This is a genomic window from Nonomuraea sp. NPDC003214, assembly GCF_053590035.1.
Genome location: NZ_JBSFSX010000002.1, coordinates 712,293 through 727,729, shown reverse-complemented (window position 1 = coordinate 727,729; position 15,437 = coordinate 712,293). Strand labels below are relative to the sequence as shown.

Genomic DNA, 15,437 nt, shown 5'->3' with positions numbered 1-15,437 from the left:
CACGCACGTATCCCCCTATGTCGGTAAAAATGTGGCCGTCAGTCGCGCAGCGACCGGGGCAGCCCGAAGGACGCCAGCAGCGCGTTGTCCAGGAAGCGCGTCACCACGGCGATCCGGTCGCCGGTCAGCGTCAGCACGAGCACGCCGTGCGCGTGCAGGATCGGCGTGCGCGGGTCGCGCTGGTAGCAGCCGAACGCCGGCTGCCCGTTGGCCCGCGTCGGGATCAGCACGTACTCGCGGCCCCCGCACATCGCGACGGTGGCCAGGAAGTGGCGGATGACCTCCGGGCCCTGATACTCCAGCGGCAGCGGCGGCATGGTCAGCCACGCGTCGTCGGTCAGCAGCGCCACGACGGCGTCCACGTCGCCGGCCTGGAACGCCCGCGCGAACGCGTCGACCAGCCGCCGCTCGCGCGCCGAGCCGGGCAGCGGGGCGCTCTCCCGCCCGGGCAGCTCGCCCGCGAGGGTCGCTCTGGCCCGCTTCAGCGCCATCGCGACGGCGTTCTCGGTGGCGCCGATCATGCCCGCCACCTCGCCGGCCCGGAAGCCCAGCACGTCGCGCAGCACGAGCACGGCCCGCTGCCTGGGCGGCAGCCGTTGCAGCGCCGCCAGGAGCGCCAGCGACACCGACTCGCGCAGCTCGTAGCGGGCCTCCGGGCCGGGCACCCGGTCGGCGATCTCGTCGAGCAGCGCGTCAGGGTAGGGCTCCAGCCAGCTCGGCTCGTCCCGGCGGTGCGACGGCTCGGGCAACGTGACCTCCACACGGTAGGCCTGCCGGTCCTGCGGGCGCCGCGATCCGGCCCGCAGGGCGTTGAGGCAGCGGTTGGTCGCGATGCGGTAGAGCCAGGTGCGCACCGAGGCGCGCTGCTCGTAGCCGTCCATCCCGCGCCAGGCCGCCAGCAGCGTCTCCTGGACCAGGTCCTCGGCGTCCTGCACCGAGCCCAGGATGCGGTAGCAGTGCACCTGGAGCTCGCGCCGGTACGGCTCGACGAGCTCGCGGAACGCCTCGCCGTCGCCGCCGCGCGCCAGCGCCAGCAGCTCGGCGGCCGACGGACTCCCTCGCATGGTGGCTCCTTCTCTCCGGTGGCGCCCGCCGAACTGCCCGGTGACGCCTGACGAAGGGATGGACACCGCCGGAGCCGGAAAGTGGTCGGCCGCCGGGCGGACGTCAGCGCGGGGTGAGCATGGGCACGAGGAAACGCCCGGCCACGGCCGCGAGCCGGTCGCCGTCGAGGGGCCGGCCGGCCGCCGCCCGCGCGGGCGCGTTCACCTGCCGGGCCAGTCGCCGTAGCGGACGGCGCCGAGGGTGGCGCCGTCCTCCGGCACCAGCGACCGCTCCCCCAGCTCGGCGCCGAAGTAGTGCGCGTGCGGGTCGGTGACGACCTCGCGCGGGTCGTCCCAGGAGGCCAGCGCGTCGCGGAAGAACGCGTCCATCCGGTACCGCTCGGGCCCGGCGATCTCGACCCGGCCGTTCAGCGGCGCGCCGGCCGCGACGCGGGCGAGGATCCGCGCGACGTCGTCGCCGGCGATCGGCTGGAAGAGCACGGGCGCCATCCGCACCTTGCCGCCGTCGGCGGCGTCGTCGGCGATCCTGCGGACGAACTCGTAGAACTGGGTGGCGTGCACGAGCGAGTACGGGACCGTCCCCTCCTCGATGAGCCGCTCCTGGACGATCTTCGCCCGGAAGTACGGGTTGCCGGGCGGCCGGCCGGTGCCCACGACCGACAGCGCGACATGGTGACCGACTCCGGCCTCGGCCTCGGCGGCGAGCAGGGTGCGGGTGGACGTCTCGAAGAACTCCCGTACGGCGTCCTCCTCGAACGACGGGGAGTTGGACACGTCGACGACCACCGAGGCGCCCGCCAGCGCCTCGGCGACCCCTTCGCCGGTGAGGGTGTTCACGCCGGTGCCCGGCGACGCCGCCACCGCCTCGTGGCCCTGCTCGGCCAGCATCGTGACCAGCTTCGACCCGATGAGGCCGGTTCCGCCCACTACGACGATCTTCATGGTGTTCCCTTCCCTGCCGCCCTGCCGACTCTTCGGCCCCGGCCTGCATCTACCCATCGAACGGCGGGAGCGGAACCCGGGCGGCTACTCGACGAGCTTGCCGTCGGTGGAGACCTCGCGCATGAGCGCCACGATCCCGGCGGGGATCGGCGGGATCGGCTCCCGCTCGATCGAGCCGGGCCCGGACCACACGAGGTTGACCTGGAGGGCGGGGTCCAGCTCGGGGTGGTCGGAGCGGTTGTGGCAGCCCCGGGTCTCGCGCCGCTCCAGCGCGGCCTCCATCGTGGCGCGGGCGGCGAGCGCCGCGGACTTCAGGTCGAAGGCGTGCGCCAGGTCCTGGAACCCGGCGATGTCCGGGTGCACGCCGACGTCCTCGATGCGCGCCTCGACGGCGGCGAGCGCGTCGAGCCCCTTGAGCAGCCCGGCCTCGTCACGCACGACGCCGGCGTGCTCGGTCATGATGTCGCGCAGCTCGCGTTGCAGCGCACGGACGTTCTCCGGTCCGTCGGCGGCGAGCAGCCCGTCGGCCTCGGCCCGCGCCTCGCCGACCGCGTCGGCCGAGCGGCGCTGGACGTCGAGGGCGGCAGAATACTCGGCCGCCGCCTGCCCGACGATGCGGCCGAAGACGAGCAGCTCGATGAGGGAGTTGCCGCCGAGGCGGTTGGCCCCGTGCAGGCCGCTGGCCGCCTCGCCGATCGCGTACAGGCCGTCCACGCCGGTGCCGTGGTCCTCGGGCCGCACCCAGACGCCGCCCATGGAGTAGTGCGCGGTCGGCGCGACCTCGATCGGCTGCTTGGTGATGTCGAGCATCTGCAGCTCCATCAGCGTCTGGTAGACGCGCGGCAGCTTCGTCATGATCGTCTGCCGGGGCAGGTGCGACACGTCGAGCCAGACGCCGCCGTCCGGGGTGCCGCGCCCCTGCTTGATCTCGGTATAGGCGGCGAGGGCGACGCGGTCGCGGGTCGACAGCTCCATCCGCTCGGCGTCGTAGCGGGCCATGAACCGCTCGCCGAGCCCGTTGCGCAGCATCCCGCCCTCGCCGCGCGCCGCCTCCGACACCAGCGTGCCGGCCGCGTTCTCCGGGTGGAGGAGCCCGGAGGGGTGGAACTGCACCAGCTCGGGATCGCGGATGCGGCCCCCGGCGAGCACGGCGAGGCGGAAGGAGTCGCCGGTGTTCTCGTCGCGCCTGGAGGAGGTGCGCCGCCAGATCCGGGTGTGGCCGCCGGCCGCCAGGATCACCGCGTCGGCGTGGATGACGTAGCGGCTGCCGTCGGTCAGGTCGAACCCGTACGCGCCGAAGACCGCGTTGTCGCGGACCAGGATGCGGGTCACGTACACGGTGTCGAGGACGGGCACGTCGAGGCGGGCCGCGCGGTCGATCAGCGTGCGCTGGATCTCCAGGCCGGTGTAGTCGCCGGCGTAGGCGGTGCGGCGGTAGGTGTGGGCGCCGAAGAAGCGCTGGGAGATGCGGCCGTCGGCCTCGCGGGCGAACGGCATGCCGTAACGCTGCAGGTCCTCGATGCCGCGGGCGGCGCCTTCTGTGACGATGCGCACGGTCTCGGGGTTGGCGAGCAGGTAGCTCTCCTTGAGGGTGTCGGCGGCGTGCTGCTCCCAGGTGTCGTCGGGGTCCATCGTGGCCAGTGCCGCGTTGATGCCGCCGGCCGCGAGCGAGGTGTGCGCGTCCGCCTTGGGCCGCTTGCCGACGGCCAGGACGCCGACCCCGCGTTCGGCGAGCTCGATGGCGGCCCGCAGGCCGGCCCCGCCCGTGCCGATGACCAGGACCGAGGTGGCGATCCGCTTCTCTGGCGCGTACATGGCTGTTCCCTTCCGCCCGACACCGTTCCAGACATACGACTGAATAGCGGGGCGTTTTGTGACAGGGTCAGTCCACGCAGCCCTCGAACTCCGGCACGTACGGCGTCAGCCGCAGCCCGCTGCCGCCGAACCACTTCTCCAGCAGCCGGGCCGCCGTGCCGTCCTGGTACATGTCCGTGATCGCGCGGTTGACCTGCTCGCACGCCGCCACGTCCCCGAGCGGCAGCGCGATGCCGTACCTCTCGTCGGTGAAGGGCGCGTTCACGATGGCGAACGCGCCGCGCTCGCGGGCGGCGAACCCGGCGAGGATCAGGTCGCCGGTGGAGACCGCCTCCACGGCGCCCGCCCTGAGCAGGTCGACGCACTCGCCGTAGGTCCTGGCCGGGACCAGCTCGGCGGCGATCCGGCGGCCGTCCACGATGCGCGAGGTGGAGATCGAGCCCTGCGCCTCGCACAGCCTGCGCCCTTCGAGGTCGCGCACGCCGCGGATCCGCCGGTATCCGGCCCGGACCAGGATGTCCTGGTGGGAGACGTAGTACGGCCCGGCGAACGTCACCTGGGCCTTGCGTTCGGGGCTGATGGAGTAGGTGGCCACCACCATGTCGGCCACGCCGTCGCGCAGCTTGGCCTCGCGGCCCTCCGAGGTGGTCTCGACGAAGGAGACCTGCTTGCCCAGGCGGGCGGCCACGTAGGCGGCCACGTCGACGTCGAAGCCCTCGAACGCGCCGCCCGGGGTGCGCACGGCCAGGCCGGGCTGGTCCGACTTCACGGCGACGACCAGCTCGTCCTTGTCCAGGATCGACGGGGCGCCGTCGAGGCCGGTGGCGCAACCGCACAGCAGCGCTGCCGCGGCCAGGGCCGGGGCCATCTTCCGCATGAGGGCTCAGCGTAGGCAGCGCCCGTGACGTGCCGGTGAACGCCGGATGGCCGTCACGTCGCGGCGTAGCGGCCCGGGGTGCAGCCGTACTCCTTGGTGAAGGCGCTGATGAACGCCGACGGGCTGGAGTAGCCGACCCGCCGCGCCACCTCGGCCACCGGCTGCGTCTCCAGCAGCACCCGCGACGTGCTGAGCCGCAGCTTGGTGCGCACCCGCGAGTACGGCATGCCGAACTCGCGCTCGAAGTCGCGCTGCAGCGTCTTGACGCTGACGTGCAGCCGTTCGGCCCACTCCTCCAGGCGGGCGGCGTCGCCCGGGTCGTGCGAGAGCGCCCGCGCGACCGTCATCGCGAAGCCGGTGCCGGTGGCGTGGTGGCCGACGAACTCGGCGGTGCTCGTGCCCAGCCCGGCCATGATGACGTCGCGGGCGGCCAGCCCCTCGGCCTCGTCGAGGCCGGGCCTGGCGATGGCCTCGATGAGCCGGGCGGCCTCCCGCCCGACGGAGACGGCCCCGGCGCGCAGCCCGGCGAGCGCCGGGGGCACCTCGCGCAGGCAGATCCGGTAGACGGTCTGCCGGTCGGCCGCGCGCACCTCGTGGGTGACGGCCCGGTGCGCCCAGAACGCCTCCCGGTGGCCGACGAACTGGGTGCGCGCGCCGTGCCTGGTGGCCAGCATGCCGTCGGGCGACCAGTAGAGCTGGTGCAGGAAGTCCTGGCGGCTCTCGGCGAACTCCAGCACGGCCGCCGAGCGGTACTTGAGCACGAGGACGCCGTCGAGGCGGCCGAGCCCGTAGCCGAACTCTTCGCAGCGCAGCGGGTCGGTCCCGACGGGGTCGGTGACCGTCACGGAGTGGCGTCCCAGCGACATCGGATGGCCTCCCAGCGACATCAGAAGCAACTTTGGTAAGGGTAACCTAACTACGTCTCATCCCTGGTGAAGGACCCCTTCTGATGCACTCTGCCCAGCTCCGGCGTGCCGCCGGAGTCCCGCTTCTCGCGCTCGCCCTGGTCGCCGGGTGCGGCTCGGCCCCGTCCGGAGAGCAGCCGGCCGCCGCCGCCGCGACCCGCGTGTTCGCCGCCGACAACGGCCAGGTCACCATCCCCGCCGACCCCCAGCGGGTCGTCGCCACCGGGTACGCCGTGCCCGCGCTCATCGAGGCCGACGCCGCGCTCGTCGGCATCTCCCTGTGGAATCGCGGCCTGCCGCTGATGTCGCAGGAGGACCGGGCCACCTACGACCGGCTGGAGAAGATCGCCGGCGAGACCGCGGCCGAGACCAACTACGAGGCCATCGCCAAGGTCAAGCCGGACCTCATCGTCATCGGCGTCCCCGCCCCGGTGCTGGCCGACGTGGACATGGACCGGCTCGAGTCCATCGCCCCCGTCGTCGCCATCGGCCCGACCGTCCCGTCCGCGTGGCGCGAGCTGTCGCAGCGGCAGTCCGACGCCGCCGGCCGCGCCGCGAACTTCGGCCAGGCCAAGGCCGCCTACGAGAAGAAGGCCGCCGAACTGGCCGCCAAGTACCGGGAGGCGCTGGCGGGCGTGAAGTTCGGCCACGTCGGCTCGTACGGGGAGGCCGCGAAGGGGACGTTCCAGCGCGAGTTCGCCGGCTCCTGGGGCACCAACATCGCCCAGGACGTCGGCGTCACCTACTACGGACAGGTCAAGAAGAAGGGCGGAGGGAGCAGCGACGTGTCGGAGTACCCGTCGATCGAGGAGCTGCCGGCCAGTCTCGGCGAGGCCGACGCGATCACGTACTCGGTGCGGCCCGACGGCACGCCGAACGAGTCGGTGAAGTACGTGCTCGACTCCCCGCTGTGGAAGAACCTCCCGGCGGTCAAGGCCGGGAAGGCGTTCCCGATCCGCTACACCGAGGCGGCCACGTACGACTCGGCGCTGATGACGCTGGACGCCGTCGACCAGGCGCTCGCGCCGCTGGCGGCGTCATGAGCGCCGACCGCCGCGACCCCGGGCCCAAGGTCGCCGCCCACCACGCCGCCGGAACCGGCCTCATCCGCGTCCCGTACCCGATCGGCGTGCGCACCGTCCAGGTGGCCGCCCGCGAGCTGGTGACGCCGCGCATGCTCCGGCTCACCCTCAAGGGGCCGGAGCTGGACGGCTTCCACACCTACCAGGCCGACGACCACGTCAGGATCGTCTTCCCTGACCCCGACGGCGCCCACCGCGTCCCGGTGCCCAACGACAGGCTGATGCTCGACTGGCCCCGGCCGATGCCGCCGACGCGCAAGTACACCGTGCGGCGCCACGACGCGGCGGCCCGCGAGCTGGACCTGGACATCGTGCTGCACGACGGCGGCCTGGCGAGCGGATGGGCGGCCTCCGTCGCGGTCGGCGACCCGGTGACGGTCGCCGGGCCGCCGGGGGCCAAGACGTTCCCGCACACCTACGGCCACTACGTGTTCGCCGTCGACGCGACCGCGCTGCCGGCGGCGGCCCGCTGGCTGGAGGAGTCGCCGCCGGACGTCTCCGCCCACCTGGTGATCGAGACCGACGACGCCGCCGAGCACGGCTACCCGCTCGCCGAGCGGGCCGGCGTGGAGGTCGTCCGGCTCGTCCGCGAGCACGGGCGCTCGGCGCTGGCCGAGACCGTCCAGGGGCTGAAGCTGCCGGACGTCCCCGCGTTCCTGTTCGCCGCCGGGGAGACGGGCGACCTCAAGCCGCTGCGCCCGTGGAGCGAGGGCCGGCTGGACGCGCTGTTCACCGGCTACTGGAAGCGCGGAGTCGCCGGGCTTGAAGACTGAGTACCGCCCGGTCGTCCTCGCCGCGTCGGTGCTGCTGCTGCTCGCCGTGGCGGTCGCCAGCCTCTGCGTCGGCGCGCAGGCGCTCACCCCGGCCGACGTGTGGCGGGCGCTCACCGGCTCCGGCGGCGGCGACGCGTACCTGATCGTGAACGAGGTGCGGGTGCCGCGCACCGTCCTGGGCGTCTGCGTCGGCGCGGCCCTCGGCACCGCCGGCACGCTGGTCCAGACGCTGACGCGCAACCCGCTCGCCGAGCCGGGCATCCTGGGCGTGACGGCGGGAGCCGGGTTCGCGATCAACGTCGGCGGCGTGCTGGGCCTGGCGTCCGGGCAGGCGGCGCAGCTCGCGCTCGCCTCGCTCGGCGCCGCGCTCGCCGCCCTGCTCGTGTACGCGCTCGGCTCGGCCGCGCCGCTGCGCCTGGTGCTCACCGGGGTGGCGCTCAGCGCCGTGCTCTCCGGCGTCTCGCTCGGGCTGCGGCTCATGTTCCCCGACGTGTTCGACCGGTTCAGGTTCTGGTCCGTGGGGTCGCTGGCCGGGCAGGAGCAGCTCCCGCTCGCCCTGCCCGCCGGGGCCATCGCCGTCGCGCTGGTGTGCGCCGTCCTGGTCACCAGGCCGCTGAACGCGCTCATGATGGGCGAGGAGGTCGCCCGGGCGCTCGGCGGGCACGTGCTGCGCACCCGCGTGACGGTGCTGGTGCTCGTGACCTTGCTGGCCGGGGCCGCCACCGCCGCCGCCGGGCCGATCGCGTTCCTCGGGCTGATGGTGCCGCACCTGGCCAGGCGGCCGGCGGGCGCGTCGATCCCGTGGCTGATGGCGTACACGATGGTGCTCGGGCCGGTGCTGCTGCTCGCCTCGGACATCGGGGCGCGCGTGCTGCTGCCGACCGGCGAGGTGCCCGTGGCCGTGGTGACGGCGTTCGCGGGCGCGCCGGTGCTCATCTGGGCGGTACGGCGGCGCGGGGCGGTGCCGGCATGACCGGCTCCCCGGCGGCCCCGGCGCGGCGTGCGGGCGCCCACCTGGTGCTGCGCGCGGGCCCGTACTCGGTCAGGGCCGGGCGCAGGACGCTCGCGGTGTCGCTGGCGCTGGTGCTCGCGGCGTTCGGGCTCGGGCTGCTGGGGCTGTCCGCCGGCGGGTCGTGGACGCCGCCGGCGGAGGTGCTGGCGGCGCTGGCCGGGCACGGCGACGAGGTCGTGGTGGTGCGCGAGTGGCGGCTGCCCCGGGTGGCCGCCGCGCTGGTGTTCGGCGCGGCGCTCGGCCTGGCGGGCGCGGTCTTCCAGAACCTCACCCGCAACGCGCTGGGCAGCCCCGACGTCGTCGGCCTCGACGCGGGCTCCTACACCGGGGCGCTGTTCGCCATCACCGTGCTGGGCGGCACGTCCGCGCAGCTCGCGGCCGGTTCGATCGCCGGTGGCCTGGCCGCCGCCGCTGCCGTGTACGCGCTGTCGCTCAGGTCCGGCCTGAGCGGCATGCGCCTGGTCGTCGTCGGCATCGCCGTGAACGCGATGCTGACCGCGCTCAACGCGTGGATCGTGCTGCGCGCCGAGCTGGAGATCGCCATGGCCGCGACCGGCTGGAGCGCGGGATCGCTCAACGGTGTCGACTGGGACGAGCTGGCCCTGCCGTTCGCCGTCGTCGCCGCGCTGGCCGGGCTGCTGGCCGTGCTCTCCCCCGGCCTGCGGCAGGCGGCGCTCGGCGACGACCTCGCGGTCGCCTCCGGCGTGCGGCTGAACCGGCTGCGGCTGCTGCTCGTCCTGGCGGGTGTCGGCTGCACGGCCACGGTGACGGCGGTGGCGGGGCCGATCGTGTTCATCGCGCTGGCCGCGCCGCAGATCGGGCGGCTGCTGACGGGCGTCGCCGGGGTGGCGCTCGCCCCGGCGGCGCTGGCCGGGGCGGTGCTCCTGCTGGCCGCCGACCTGGCCGCGCAACTCCTGCTGGCGCCGGTCGCGCTGCCCGTGGGCGTGGTGACGACGGTGATCGGCGGCTGCTACCTGATCGGCCTGCTCGTCCGGCGGGCCCGCTGACGAGCCGCGCGGCTCACGGCAGCCAGGCGGGGAGCGCGGCCAGATGCCCGAGCTCCGCCTCGACGCGCCGCCGGTCGTCCTCGGTGAGCGTCAGGCCGCGCAGCTCGGCGATCCACGGCTCGGCGGGCTCCCCGAGCGCCGTGGCCAGGTCGGCGAGGTTCCCGAGGGCGACGGCCCGCTCGGCCGCGGCGGCGCCCGCGCCGTGCCTGCGCATCCCGGACTTGAGCGCCCGGTACGCCTGAAGGTCGTCGTTCTTGAACTCGCGCAGGATCCGCGCGTTGTCGATCACCTTGGCCAGGCCGGTCAGCTTCTTCGAGCCGCCGTACTCCAGCTCGTCCGGCTCGTCACGCCGGACGAAGGTGATCACGTTGCCGGACGGGTCGACCAGCGTGAACCGGGACGCGCCCGGCCGGTAGCGGGTGATCCTCGGCAGTCCGCTGTCCAGCACCTTCCCGTACGCCCGGCGCATCGCCGCCGCGAACGCCGCGTGGTAGGGCGCCACCTCGTCGACCAGGACCAGGCAGTGGGCGGACTCCTCCCGGGCCGGGTCCAGCCCCCGGGGCGCCGGTCCGAAGCGCAGCTGGAACCCGCTCCACTCCAGCGCCAGGTACACGTACGGCTTGCTCTGCTTGTAGACCGCCCTGAACCCCAGCGTCTCGTAGAACGCCAGGGTGTCCTCCATCGACGCGCACGGCATCAGCGGCACGGTCGTCTCGTTCGGCCTGACCTCGGGCTCGCTCATCCTCCGATGCTCACACCGTTCGGCGCGGCTCGCACATGGACCGTTCCGGCTCAGGGGTGCAGCGATCTCCGCACGGCGGCGTCGATCAGGTCGTGGACCTGCTCGTCGGTGAAGATGTCCGGCAGGGTCAGCTTCTCCACGATGAGCCAGTTGAGCGCCAGGTAGAGCAGCAGCACCGAGGTCGGGTCGCCGGGCAGTCCGGAGGCGGCGTGGTAGGCGACGTTGGCGTCGATGTCCTGGCGGATGCGCTCGGTCAGCACGGCGCGCAGCTCGGGACGCCGGGTCGACTCCAGCCGCAGCTCCAGCAGGGCCAGGTAGCCGGTGTTGAAGGCGGAGATCCGGTCCACCAGCTCGTGCATGAGCGCGGCGTAGCGGGCCTGGTCCTGCACGCCCTCCTGGGCCCGGGCGACGGTCGCCGCGTCGGGCAGCAGGCGCTCGTAGATCCGGCCGCCGACCTGGGTGAACAGGTCGTCGCGGGTGGGGAAGTAGTTGGAGGCGGTGCCGACGGGCACCCCGGCCTCGGCGTCGACGGCCCGGAACGTCAGCCCTCTTGCGCCCTCCCTGGCCAGCACCTCGATGGCCGCGTCGATCAGAGCCAGCCGGCGTTCGGGATTCGTGCGCACTTGACACCACTCCAGTTGTAGTACTACGTTGAAACCACTTCAAGCATAGTACTACATCCGGAGTTGAGCGGTATGCGAAAGCTTGTCTACTACATCGGCGTCTCCCTTGACGGCTACATCGCCGGCCCCGGCGCCGAGTTCGACTTCTATCCCGTCTCCGACCAGATGATCGCCTGGATCAACGAGCGCTACCCGGAGACGCTGCCCACCCACGTCCGCAAGCTCGTCGGGCTGGAGAACGCGCCCAACCAGGTGTTCGACACGCTCGTGATGGGCCGCGGCACGTACGAGCCCGCGCTGGAGGTCCCCACCACCAGCCCCTACTCCCACCTGCGCCAGTACGTGGCCTCCAGCACACTGAAGATCGACGACCCGACGGTCACGGTGGAGACCGGCGACCCCGTCGAGCTCGTCAAGCGACTCAAGGCCGAGGACACCGGCATGGACATCTACCTGTGCGGCGGCGGCAAGCTCGCCGCCGCCCTGCTCCCGGAGATCGACGAGATCATCCTCAAGAGCTATCCCGTGGTGGCGGGCGCGGGCATCCCGATGTTCTCCGGCGCGTTCCGGCCCACCCTGTTCACGCCCGCACAGCGCAAGTCCTTCGACAACGGCGCCCAGGTCACCTGGCTCACCCGAGCCTAGAGAGGAGCACGCATGCACATCCGCCTCCCCGACTCCATCACCGGCGACCGGACCGGCGACCGGGCCCGCACGCCGCACCGGCACGGGCACCCGGCCCGCGACCTCAAGCCCGCCCCTCGCCCCCCGCTCCCCCGCCGCCAGTCCGCCGCCCCACGCCGCACCGGCTACTGACCGCGCCCACGCCCGCCGGGCCGGCCTCCGGAGACTCCCGGAGGCCGGCCCGGCGAGGATCTAGCAGAGGCTGTTCCAGTCGATCGCCTTGCCCGCAGCGGCCTTGATCATCCGGCACGCGATGGCGGCCAGCCCGCCCGTGTAGCCTCCGACGATCGTGCACACCGCCATGCCGAACAGCTGATAGACGGCATAGACGGCGCCGGCCCGCCAGCACCTGAAGCCGTCCACCGCCGAGGCGTCCGGCGGCATCGCCGGCGACTGCGGGATCGCCTGGATCTGCTCGGCGTTCAGCCCCGCCGCCAGCTCGTCCAGCACGGCGTCCGCGCCGTCCCCGAACTGCGCCAGCACCTCGGCCACCGCCGGATGCTCCCGCAGCGCCGTCTTCCTGTCCTCATCGCTCATGAGCGTCATGCGACGTCCCTCCTTCGTGCCGATGCGCGCACCGCCTGCCGGTTCGCGCCCCGCCACCCAGACAAGCCGGGCCGCCCGCGTGTCCAACAGGGCGTCGGACGAAGCCGTCCGGACCCGGACGGCCGGCGACCATTCGTCGGACACTCTCGGTCACGGTTCATACACTGGACGTCACACGGACCGTCAAGAGGAGGAGGGGATGCGATGAGCGAAGACCTCACGCAGGCTCCCGGGCCCGCGCTGGAGCGGGTGAACTGCCACGAGAGCCTGGTGAAGGCGCTGGCCGAGCAGTTCGCCCGGGCCGACGTGTCGCTGCGGGAGCTGCAGGCGCGGGCCGACCGGGCGGGCGGGGCGCGGCTGCCGCGCGCCACCTGCGCCGACATGCTCGCGGGCCGGCGCTTCCCCAAGAAGGCGGTGATGGTGGCGTTCCTGCGAGCCTGCCGGGTGCCCGAACCGCACATCCCCGCCTGGGAACGCGCCTGGGAACGCGTCCGCCTCAACCGCCTCCCCCTCACCCACCCCCCGACCCCCCAGCCCACCGGCCCCCCAGCCCCTGGCGCCGACCCACCCGCCACCCCGTCCGGAACTGCCCCCTCCGGGACCTGGCCCTCAGGGGCACGGACGCCTGAGGCCGGAAATTCCGGACCCGAGCCCCCTAGGACCGCCGCATCGGGCGCGGGCCCATCCACTGCCTGGCCCACCGGCACCGCGCCCTCCGGCACCGGAGCCTGGCCCTCCGGCACCGCGCCGTCCGGGGCCGGGCCGTCCGGGGCCGCACCCACCGGCGCCGCGCACCCCGGGGCCGCATCCTCCCGACCGGTCTCTCTGGAAGTAGGGCGGAGGGCAGGGAGGCGGCGGGGGGTGGTGTTGGTGGCCGCCGGGTTGACGGTGGTGGCGGGGGTGGGGGTGAGCGTCGCGTTGACGGCGGGGCCGTGGGGTGGCACGCCGGACACGCTGTCCCGGCGCACCCTGGTGCCCGGTCACATCGTGAGCGACGACGGCCGCGCGTTCCCCCGGGGCGGCCGGAGCCGGTTCACGGTGACGGTGGAGCCGCGCAACACCGGCGTCCGCCTGATCCGCCGCCTGGACGTGGGCGTGGCCCTGCAGCACGCCTCCATCACGGTGAACGGCCTGCCCGCCGGCGAGTGGCGCCCGCTCATGGGCGACGACGTCTACAAGTGGCGCAACCAGATCGTCGAGCTGCCACCGGAGCTGACGGCCGGGCGGCGCAAGCTGACGGTGGTCAACACGTCGCTCTCCTCCTCCGGCTTCAACGAGTTCCTGTACGTCGTGGAGCAGCGGCTGGACGGCGCGTGGGAGACGGCCGACACGGTGGACGTCGGCGAGTCGCACGCCTCCAGCGAGGCCGCGCACGACTACGGCACGGTCGGCGAGGACTGGGCCGACACGCAGACGTTCGCCTACCCGCCCCGACCCGAGGACTGGACTGTCGAATGAGCCTCCTGCGTGCCCTGCTGGCAGCGGCGCTGCCCCTGACGGTCGCCGCCCCGGCGGCCACCGTGCCTCCGGTGGCCGTGATCTCCACGGACTTCCCGGACCCGGACGTGATCGAGGCGGGCGGGACGTTCCACGCCTACTCCACGAGCAGCGGCGCGGGGAACATCCCCTTCGCCACGGCGCCGGCGGCGGACGGCCCGTGGACGGTGCGCGGCGACGCGCTGCCCGTCCGCCCGTCCTGGGCGGTGGCCTGCGGGGGCGGCGCCGACTGCGGCCTGTGGGCGCCCGACGTGTCGCGCCGCCCGGACGGCCGCTATCTCATGTACTTCACCGCGCCCGGCGCCGCCGCGGGCCGTCGCTGCATCGGCGCGGCGCTCGGGGACGGCCCGCTCGGCCCGTTCCGTCCGCTGGGTGACGGCCCGCTGGTGTGCGACCCGAGCGAGGGCGGCGCGATCGATCCGGCGAGTTTCACCGACGCCGACGGCAGGCGCTACCTGCTCTACAAGAACGACGGCAACGCGGTCCGCAAGCCGGCGATCGTATGGCTCCAGCGGGTGCTCGACGACGGCGTCACGTTCACCGGCCCGCGCCGCGAGCTCATCCGCAACGACGCGCCGGAGGAGCACGGCGTGATCGAGGCGCCGGTCCTGGTCAGGCGTCCCGAACGGTACGTGCTGTTCTACTCGGGCGGCCCGTACGGCGACGACCGCTACTTCACGGGTTACGCCGTGGCGCCGACGCTGGCGGGGCCGTTCACCAAGGCGTACCGGCCGTTGATGACGACCCGCACGCTCGGCGGGGCGGTGCGCGGGCCGGGCGGCGCGGACGTGCTCGGCGACCGCCTCTTCTTCCACGGCTGGGCGGGCACGGCCCGCTGGATGTACGCGGCGAGCCTGGGCTGGGCCGACGGATACCCGGTGGTGCGGGGCAGCAGGGTCCGGTACGAGGCCGAGCGGGGCACGATCCACCACGCGAGGGTCCGCTCGGGCGCGGCCGGGGCTTCGCAGGGCGCCGTCGTGGCCGGGCTGGACCATGACGACAGCTGGGTGGACCTGCGCGTGTTCGCGCCGGCGGCCGGGACCTACACCGCGTATGTCACGTACGCGGCGGGGTACGGTCATGCGCAGCACACCGTGACCGTGAATGGTTCGTCCGCGTTCGTACTGGACTATCCCGACCACGGCTGGGACCGGTGGAAGGAGGTCCCGGCCACGGTCACGCTGGTCCAGGGCTGGAACACGCTGCGCTTCCGGCACCACAGCCGGTGGGCCGAGCTCGACCACGTCGAGCTGGCCTAGCGGCGGACCTTGTAGAGCAGGTGCAGCACCCGATCCCCCCGGACGACCACGTGCGGGTCCTCCAGCAGGTGCTGGGCGTCGACGGAGCCGAAGTAGCGCTTGCCGGAGCCGAAGACGACGGGCACGACGTCCATCGCCACCTCGTCCACCAGGCCGAGCGCGAACGCCTGCCCGCCGACGTCGCCCGCCGCGACGGCGACGGTGCGCTCCCCGGCGAGCTCCTTGGCCTTGGCGACCGCTTCGGCCACGTCGCCGACGAAGTGGTAGGACGCCTCGGGGTGCCAGCCTTCGGGCTTGGGCCGGTGCGACACCACGACGACGTGCTCGGCCGCCGGCGGCGAGCCGTCCCAGCCGTTGGTCATGTCGAACAGGTGCCGCCCGATCACCATCGCCCCCATGCCCGCCCAGATCGGGCGGACGTAGTCGGCCGACGCCTGCGACACCCTGATCGGGCTGCCTTCGGCGAGCTCGGCGTCGCCGTTGCCGTACCACTCGAACAGCGGGCCGACCTGGTCGTCCAGGTCGGCGATGAAGCCGTCGACCGACACCACGTTGTGCATCACCACGGTGCTCATAAGGTCTCCTTCGTGCGTCGCGTTCTGTCCTCTC

The 15,437-nt window shown here is 73.6% G+C and carries 17 protein-coding genes; 8 read left to right on the top strand and 9 right to left on the bottom strand.

Annotated features, from left to right (window positions below):
* Positions 1–38: 38 nt before the first annotated feature.
* From ACWDXC_RS08415 to ACWDXC_RS08395, 5 genes are all read right to left on the bottom strand, one after another.
* Complete coding sequence (locus ACWDXC_RS08415; protein ID WP_449979497.1) at positions 39–1,064, bottom strand: sigma-70 family RNA polymerase sigma factor; 1,026 nt, start codon at positions 1,062–1,064, stop codon at positions 39–41.
* Positions 1,065–1,265: 201 nt separating this feature from the next.
* On the bottom strand, positions 1,266–2,006 hold the full coding sequence (locus ACWDXC_RS08410) for an SDR family oxidoreductase (RefSeq protein ID WP_449979494.1): 741 nt from the start codon (positions 2,004–2,006) through the stop codon (positions 1,266–1,268).
* Between the two features lie 84 nt (positions 2,007–2,090).
* Positions 2,091–3,821, bottom strand: a complete 1,731-nt coding sequence (locus tag ACWDXC_RS08405; protein ID WP_449979491.1) for an L-aspartate oxidase — start codon at positions 3,819–3,821, stop codon at positions 2,091–2,093.
* A gap of 67 nt (positions 3,822–3,888) precedes the next feature.
* Complete coding sequence (locus ACWDXC_RS08400; RefSeq protein ID WP_449979488.1) at positions 3,889–4,698, bottom strand: glutamate ABC transporter substrate-binding protein; 810 nt, start codon at positions 4,696–4,698, stop codon at positions 3,889–3,891.
* 53 nt (positions 4,699–4,751) lie between these two features.
* On the bottom strand, positions 4,752–5,585 hold the full coding sequence (locus ACWDXC_RS08395; RefSeq protein ID WP_449979486.1) for a helix-turn-helix transcriptional regulator: 834 nt from the start codon (positions 5,583–5,585) through the stop codon (positions 4,752–4,754).
* Positions 5,586–5,647: 62 nt separating this feature from the next.
* Here ACWDXC_RS08395 and ACWDXC_RS08390 point away from each other — a divergent pair, with 62 nt between their 5' ends.
* From ACWDXC_RS08390 to ACWDXC_RS08375, 4 genes are read left to right on the top strand one after another with little or no spacing between them, the layout of a single operon-like run.
* Entirely contained in the window at positions 5,648–6,646 is a 999-nt protein-coding gene (locus ACWDXC_RS08390; RefSeq protein ID WP_449979483.1) for an ABC transporter substrate-binding protein, read from the top strand.
* A complete protein-coding gene (locus tag ACWDXC_RS08385) occupies positions 6,643–7,458 on the top strand; it encodes a siderophore-interacting protein (RefSeq protein WP_449979480.1) in 816 nt (271 codons plus the stop codon). The genes ACWDXC_RS08390 and ACWDXC_RS08385 overlap by 4 nt, the downstream gene beginning before the upstream one ends.
* Positions 7,448–8,431 carry a FecCD family ABC transporter permease gene (locus ACWDXC_RS08380; RefSeq protein ID WP_449979477.1) on the top strand — a complete coding sequence of 328 codons (984 nt, stop codon included), beginning with the start codon at positions 7,448–7,450 and terminating at the stop codon, positions 8,429–8,431. The genes ACWDXC_RS08385 and ACWDXC_RS08380 overlap by 11 nt, the downstream gene beginning before the upstream one ends.
* Positions 8,428–9,477, top strand: coding sequence for a FecCD family ABC transporter permease (locus ACWDXC_RS08375; protein ID WP_449979474.1), 1,050 nt, complete (start codon positions 8,428–8,430; stop codon positions 9,475–9,477). The genes ACWDXC_RS08380 and ACWDXC_RS08375 overlap by 4 nt, the downstream gene beginning before the upstream one ends.
* Before the next feature lie 13 nt (positions 9,478–9,490).
* Here ACWDXC_RS08375 and ACWDXC_RS08370 read toward each other — a convergent pair whose 3' ends face one another.
* Both ACWDXC_RS08370 and ACWDXC_RS08365 read right to left on the bottom strand, forming a co-directional pair.
* Complete coding sequence (locus tag ACWDXC_RS08370) at positions 9,491–10,219, bottom strand: glyoxalase (RefSeq protein ID WP_449979472.1); 729 nt, start codon at positions 10,217–10,219, stop codon at positions 9,491–9,493.
* 50 nt (positions 10,220–10,269) lie between these two features.
* A complete protein-coding gene (locus ACWDXC_RS08365) occupies positions 10,270–10,842 on the bottom strand; it encodes a TetR/AcrR family transcriptional regulator (RefSeq protein ID WP_219510591.1) in 573 nt (190 codons plus the stop codon).
* Positions 10,843–10,914: 72 nt separating this feature from the next.
* Here ACWDXC_RS08365 and ACWDXC_RS08360 point away from each other — a divergent pair, with 72 nt between their 5' ends.
* Both ACWDXC_RS08360 and ACWDXC_RS08355 read left to right on the top strand, forming a co-directional pair.
* A complete protein-coding gene (locus ACWDXC_RS08360; RefSeq protein ID WP_449979470.1) occupies positions 10,915–11,487 on the top strand; it encodes a dihydrofolate reductase family protein in 573 nt (190 codons plus the stop codon).
* Between the two features lie 12 nt (positions 11,488–11,499).
* Complete coding sequence (locus ACWDXC_RS08355; RefSeq protein ID WP_357585762.1) at positions 11,500–11,658, top strand: hypothetical protein; 159 nt, start codon at positions 11,500–11,502, stop codon at positions 11,656–11,658.
* A 60-nt stretch (positions 11,659–11,718) separates the two neighbouring features.
* Here the strand turns inward: ACWDXC_RS08355 and ACWDXC_RS08350 are convergent, their stop codons facing one another.
* Entirely contained in the window at positions 11,719–12,063 is a 345-nt protein-coding gene (locus tag ACWDXC_RS08350; protein WP_449979467.1) for a hypothetical protein, read from the bottom strand.
* 870 nt (positions 12,064–12,933) lie between these two features.
* Between ACWDXC_RS08350 and ACWDXC_RS08345 the strand changes: the two genes are divergently transcribed.
* Positions 12,934–13,530, top strand: coding sequence for a hypothetical protein (locus ACWDXC_RS08345; RefSeq protein WP_449979464.1), 597 nt, complete (start codon positions 12,934–12,936; stop codon positions 13,528–13,530).
* Positions 13,527–14,828, top strand: a complete 1,302-nt coding sequence (locus ACWDXC_RS08340; protein ID WP_449979462.1) for a family 43 glycosylhydrolase — start codon at positions 13,527–13,529, stop codon at positions 14,826–14,828. Before ACWDXC_RS08345 ends, ACWDXC_RS08340 begins: the two co-directional genes overlap by 4 nt.
* Here the strand turns inward: ACWDXC_RS08340 and ACWDXC_RS08335 are convergent.
* On the bottom strand, positions 14,825–15,403 hold the full coding sequence (locus ACWDXC_RS08335) for a dihydrofolate reductase family protein (protein ID WP_449979460.1): 579 nt from the start codon (positions 15,401–15,403) through the stop codon (positions 14,825–14,827). The two genes, ACWDXC_RS08340 and ACWDXC_RS08335, sit on opposite strands and share 4 nt — an antisense overlap.
* Between the last annotated feature and the right edge of the window lie 34 nt (positions 15,404–15,437).

What these genes read in the sequence shown, in the direction of transcription:
- ACWDXC_RS08415 (WP_449979497.1), bottom strand. Translation starts at nt 1,064, where the DNA reads ATGCGAGGGAGTCCGTCGGCCGCCGAGCTGCTGGCGCTGGCGCGCGGC.
- ACWDXC_RS08410 (WP_449979494.1), bottom strand. Translation starts at nt 2,006, where the DNA reads ATGAAGATCGTCGTAGTGGGCGGAACCGGCCTCATCGGGTCGAAGCTG.
- ACWDXC_RS08405 (WP_449979491.1), bottom strand. Translation starts at nt 3,821, where the DNA reads ATGTACGCGCCAGAGAAGCGGATCGCCACCTCGGTCCTGGTCATCGGC.
- ACWDXC_RS08400 (WP_449979488.1), bottom strand. Translation starts at nt 4,698, where the DNA reads ATGCGGAAGATGGCCCCGGCCCTGGCCGCGGCAGCGCTGCTGTGCGGT.
- ACWDXC_RS08395 (WP_449979486.1), bottom strand. Translation starts at nt 5,585, where the DNA reads ATGTCGCTGGGAGGCCATCCGATGTCGCTGGGACGCCACTCCGTGACG.
- ACWDXC_RS08390 (WP_449979483.1), top strand. Translation starts at nt 5,648, where the DNA reads ATGCACTCTGCCCAGCTCCGGCGTGCCGCCGGAGTCCCGCTTCTCGCG.
- ACWDXC_RS08385 (WP_449979480.1), top strand. Translation starts at nt 6,643, where the DNA reads ATGAGCGCCGACCGCCGCGACCCCGGGCCCAAGGTCGCCGCCCACCAC.
- ACWDXC_RS08375 (WP_449979474.1), top strand. Translation starts at nt 8,428, where the DNA reads ATGACCGGCTCCCCGGCGGCCCCGGCGCGGCGTGCGGGCGCCCACCTG.
- ACWDXC_RS08370 (WP_449979472.1), bottom strand. Translation starts at nt 10,219, where the DNA reads ATGAGCGAGCCCGAGGTCAGGCCGAACGAGACGACCGTGCCGCTGATG.
- ACWDXC_RS08360 (WP_449979470.1), top strand. Translation starts at nt 10,915, where the DNA reads ATGCGAAAGCTTGTCTACTACATCGGCGTCTCCCTTGACGGCTACATC.
- ACWDXC_RS08355 (WP_357585762.1), top strand. Translation starts at nt 11,500, where the DNA reads ATGCACATCCGCCTCCCCGACTCCATCACCGGCGACCGGACCGGCGAC.
- ACWDXC_RS08350 (WP_449979467.1), bottom strand. Translation starts at nt 12,063, where the DNA reads ATGAGCGATGAGGACAGGAAGACGGCGCTGCGGGAGCATCCGGCGGTG.
- ACWDXC_RS08340 (WP_449979462.1), top strand. Translation starts at nt 13,527, where the DNA reads ATGAGCCTCCTGCGTGCCCTGCTGGCAGCGGCGCTGCCCCTGACGGTC.
- ACWDXC_RS08335 (WP_449979460.1), bottom strand. Translation starts at nt 15,403, where the DNA reads ATGAGCACCGTGGTGATGCACAACGTGGTGTCGGTCGACGGCTTCATC.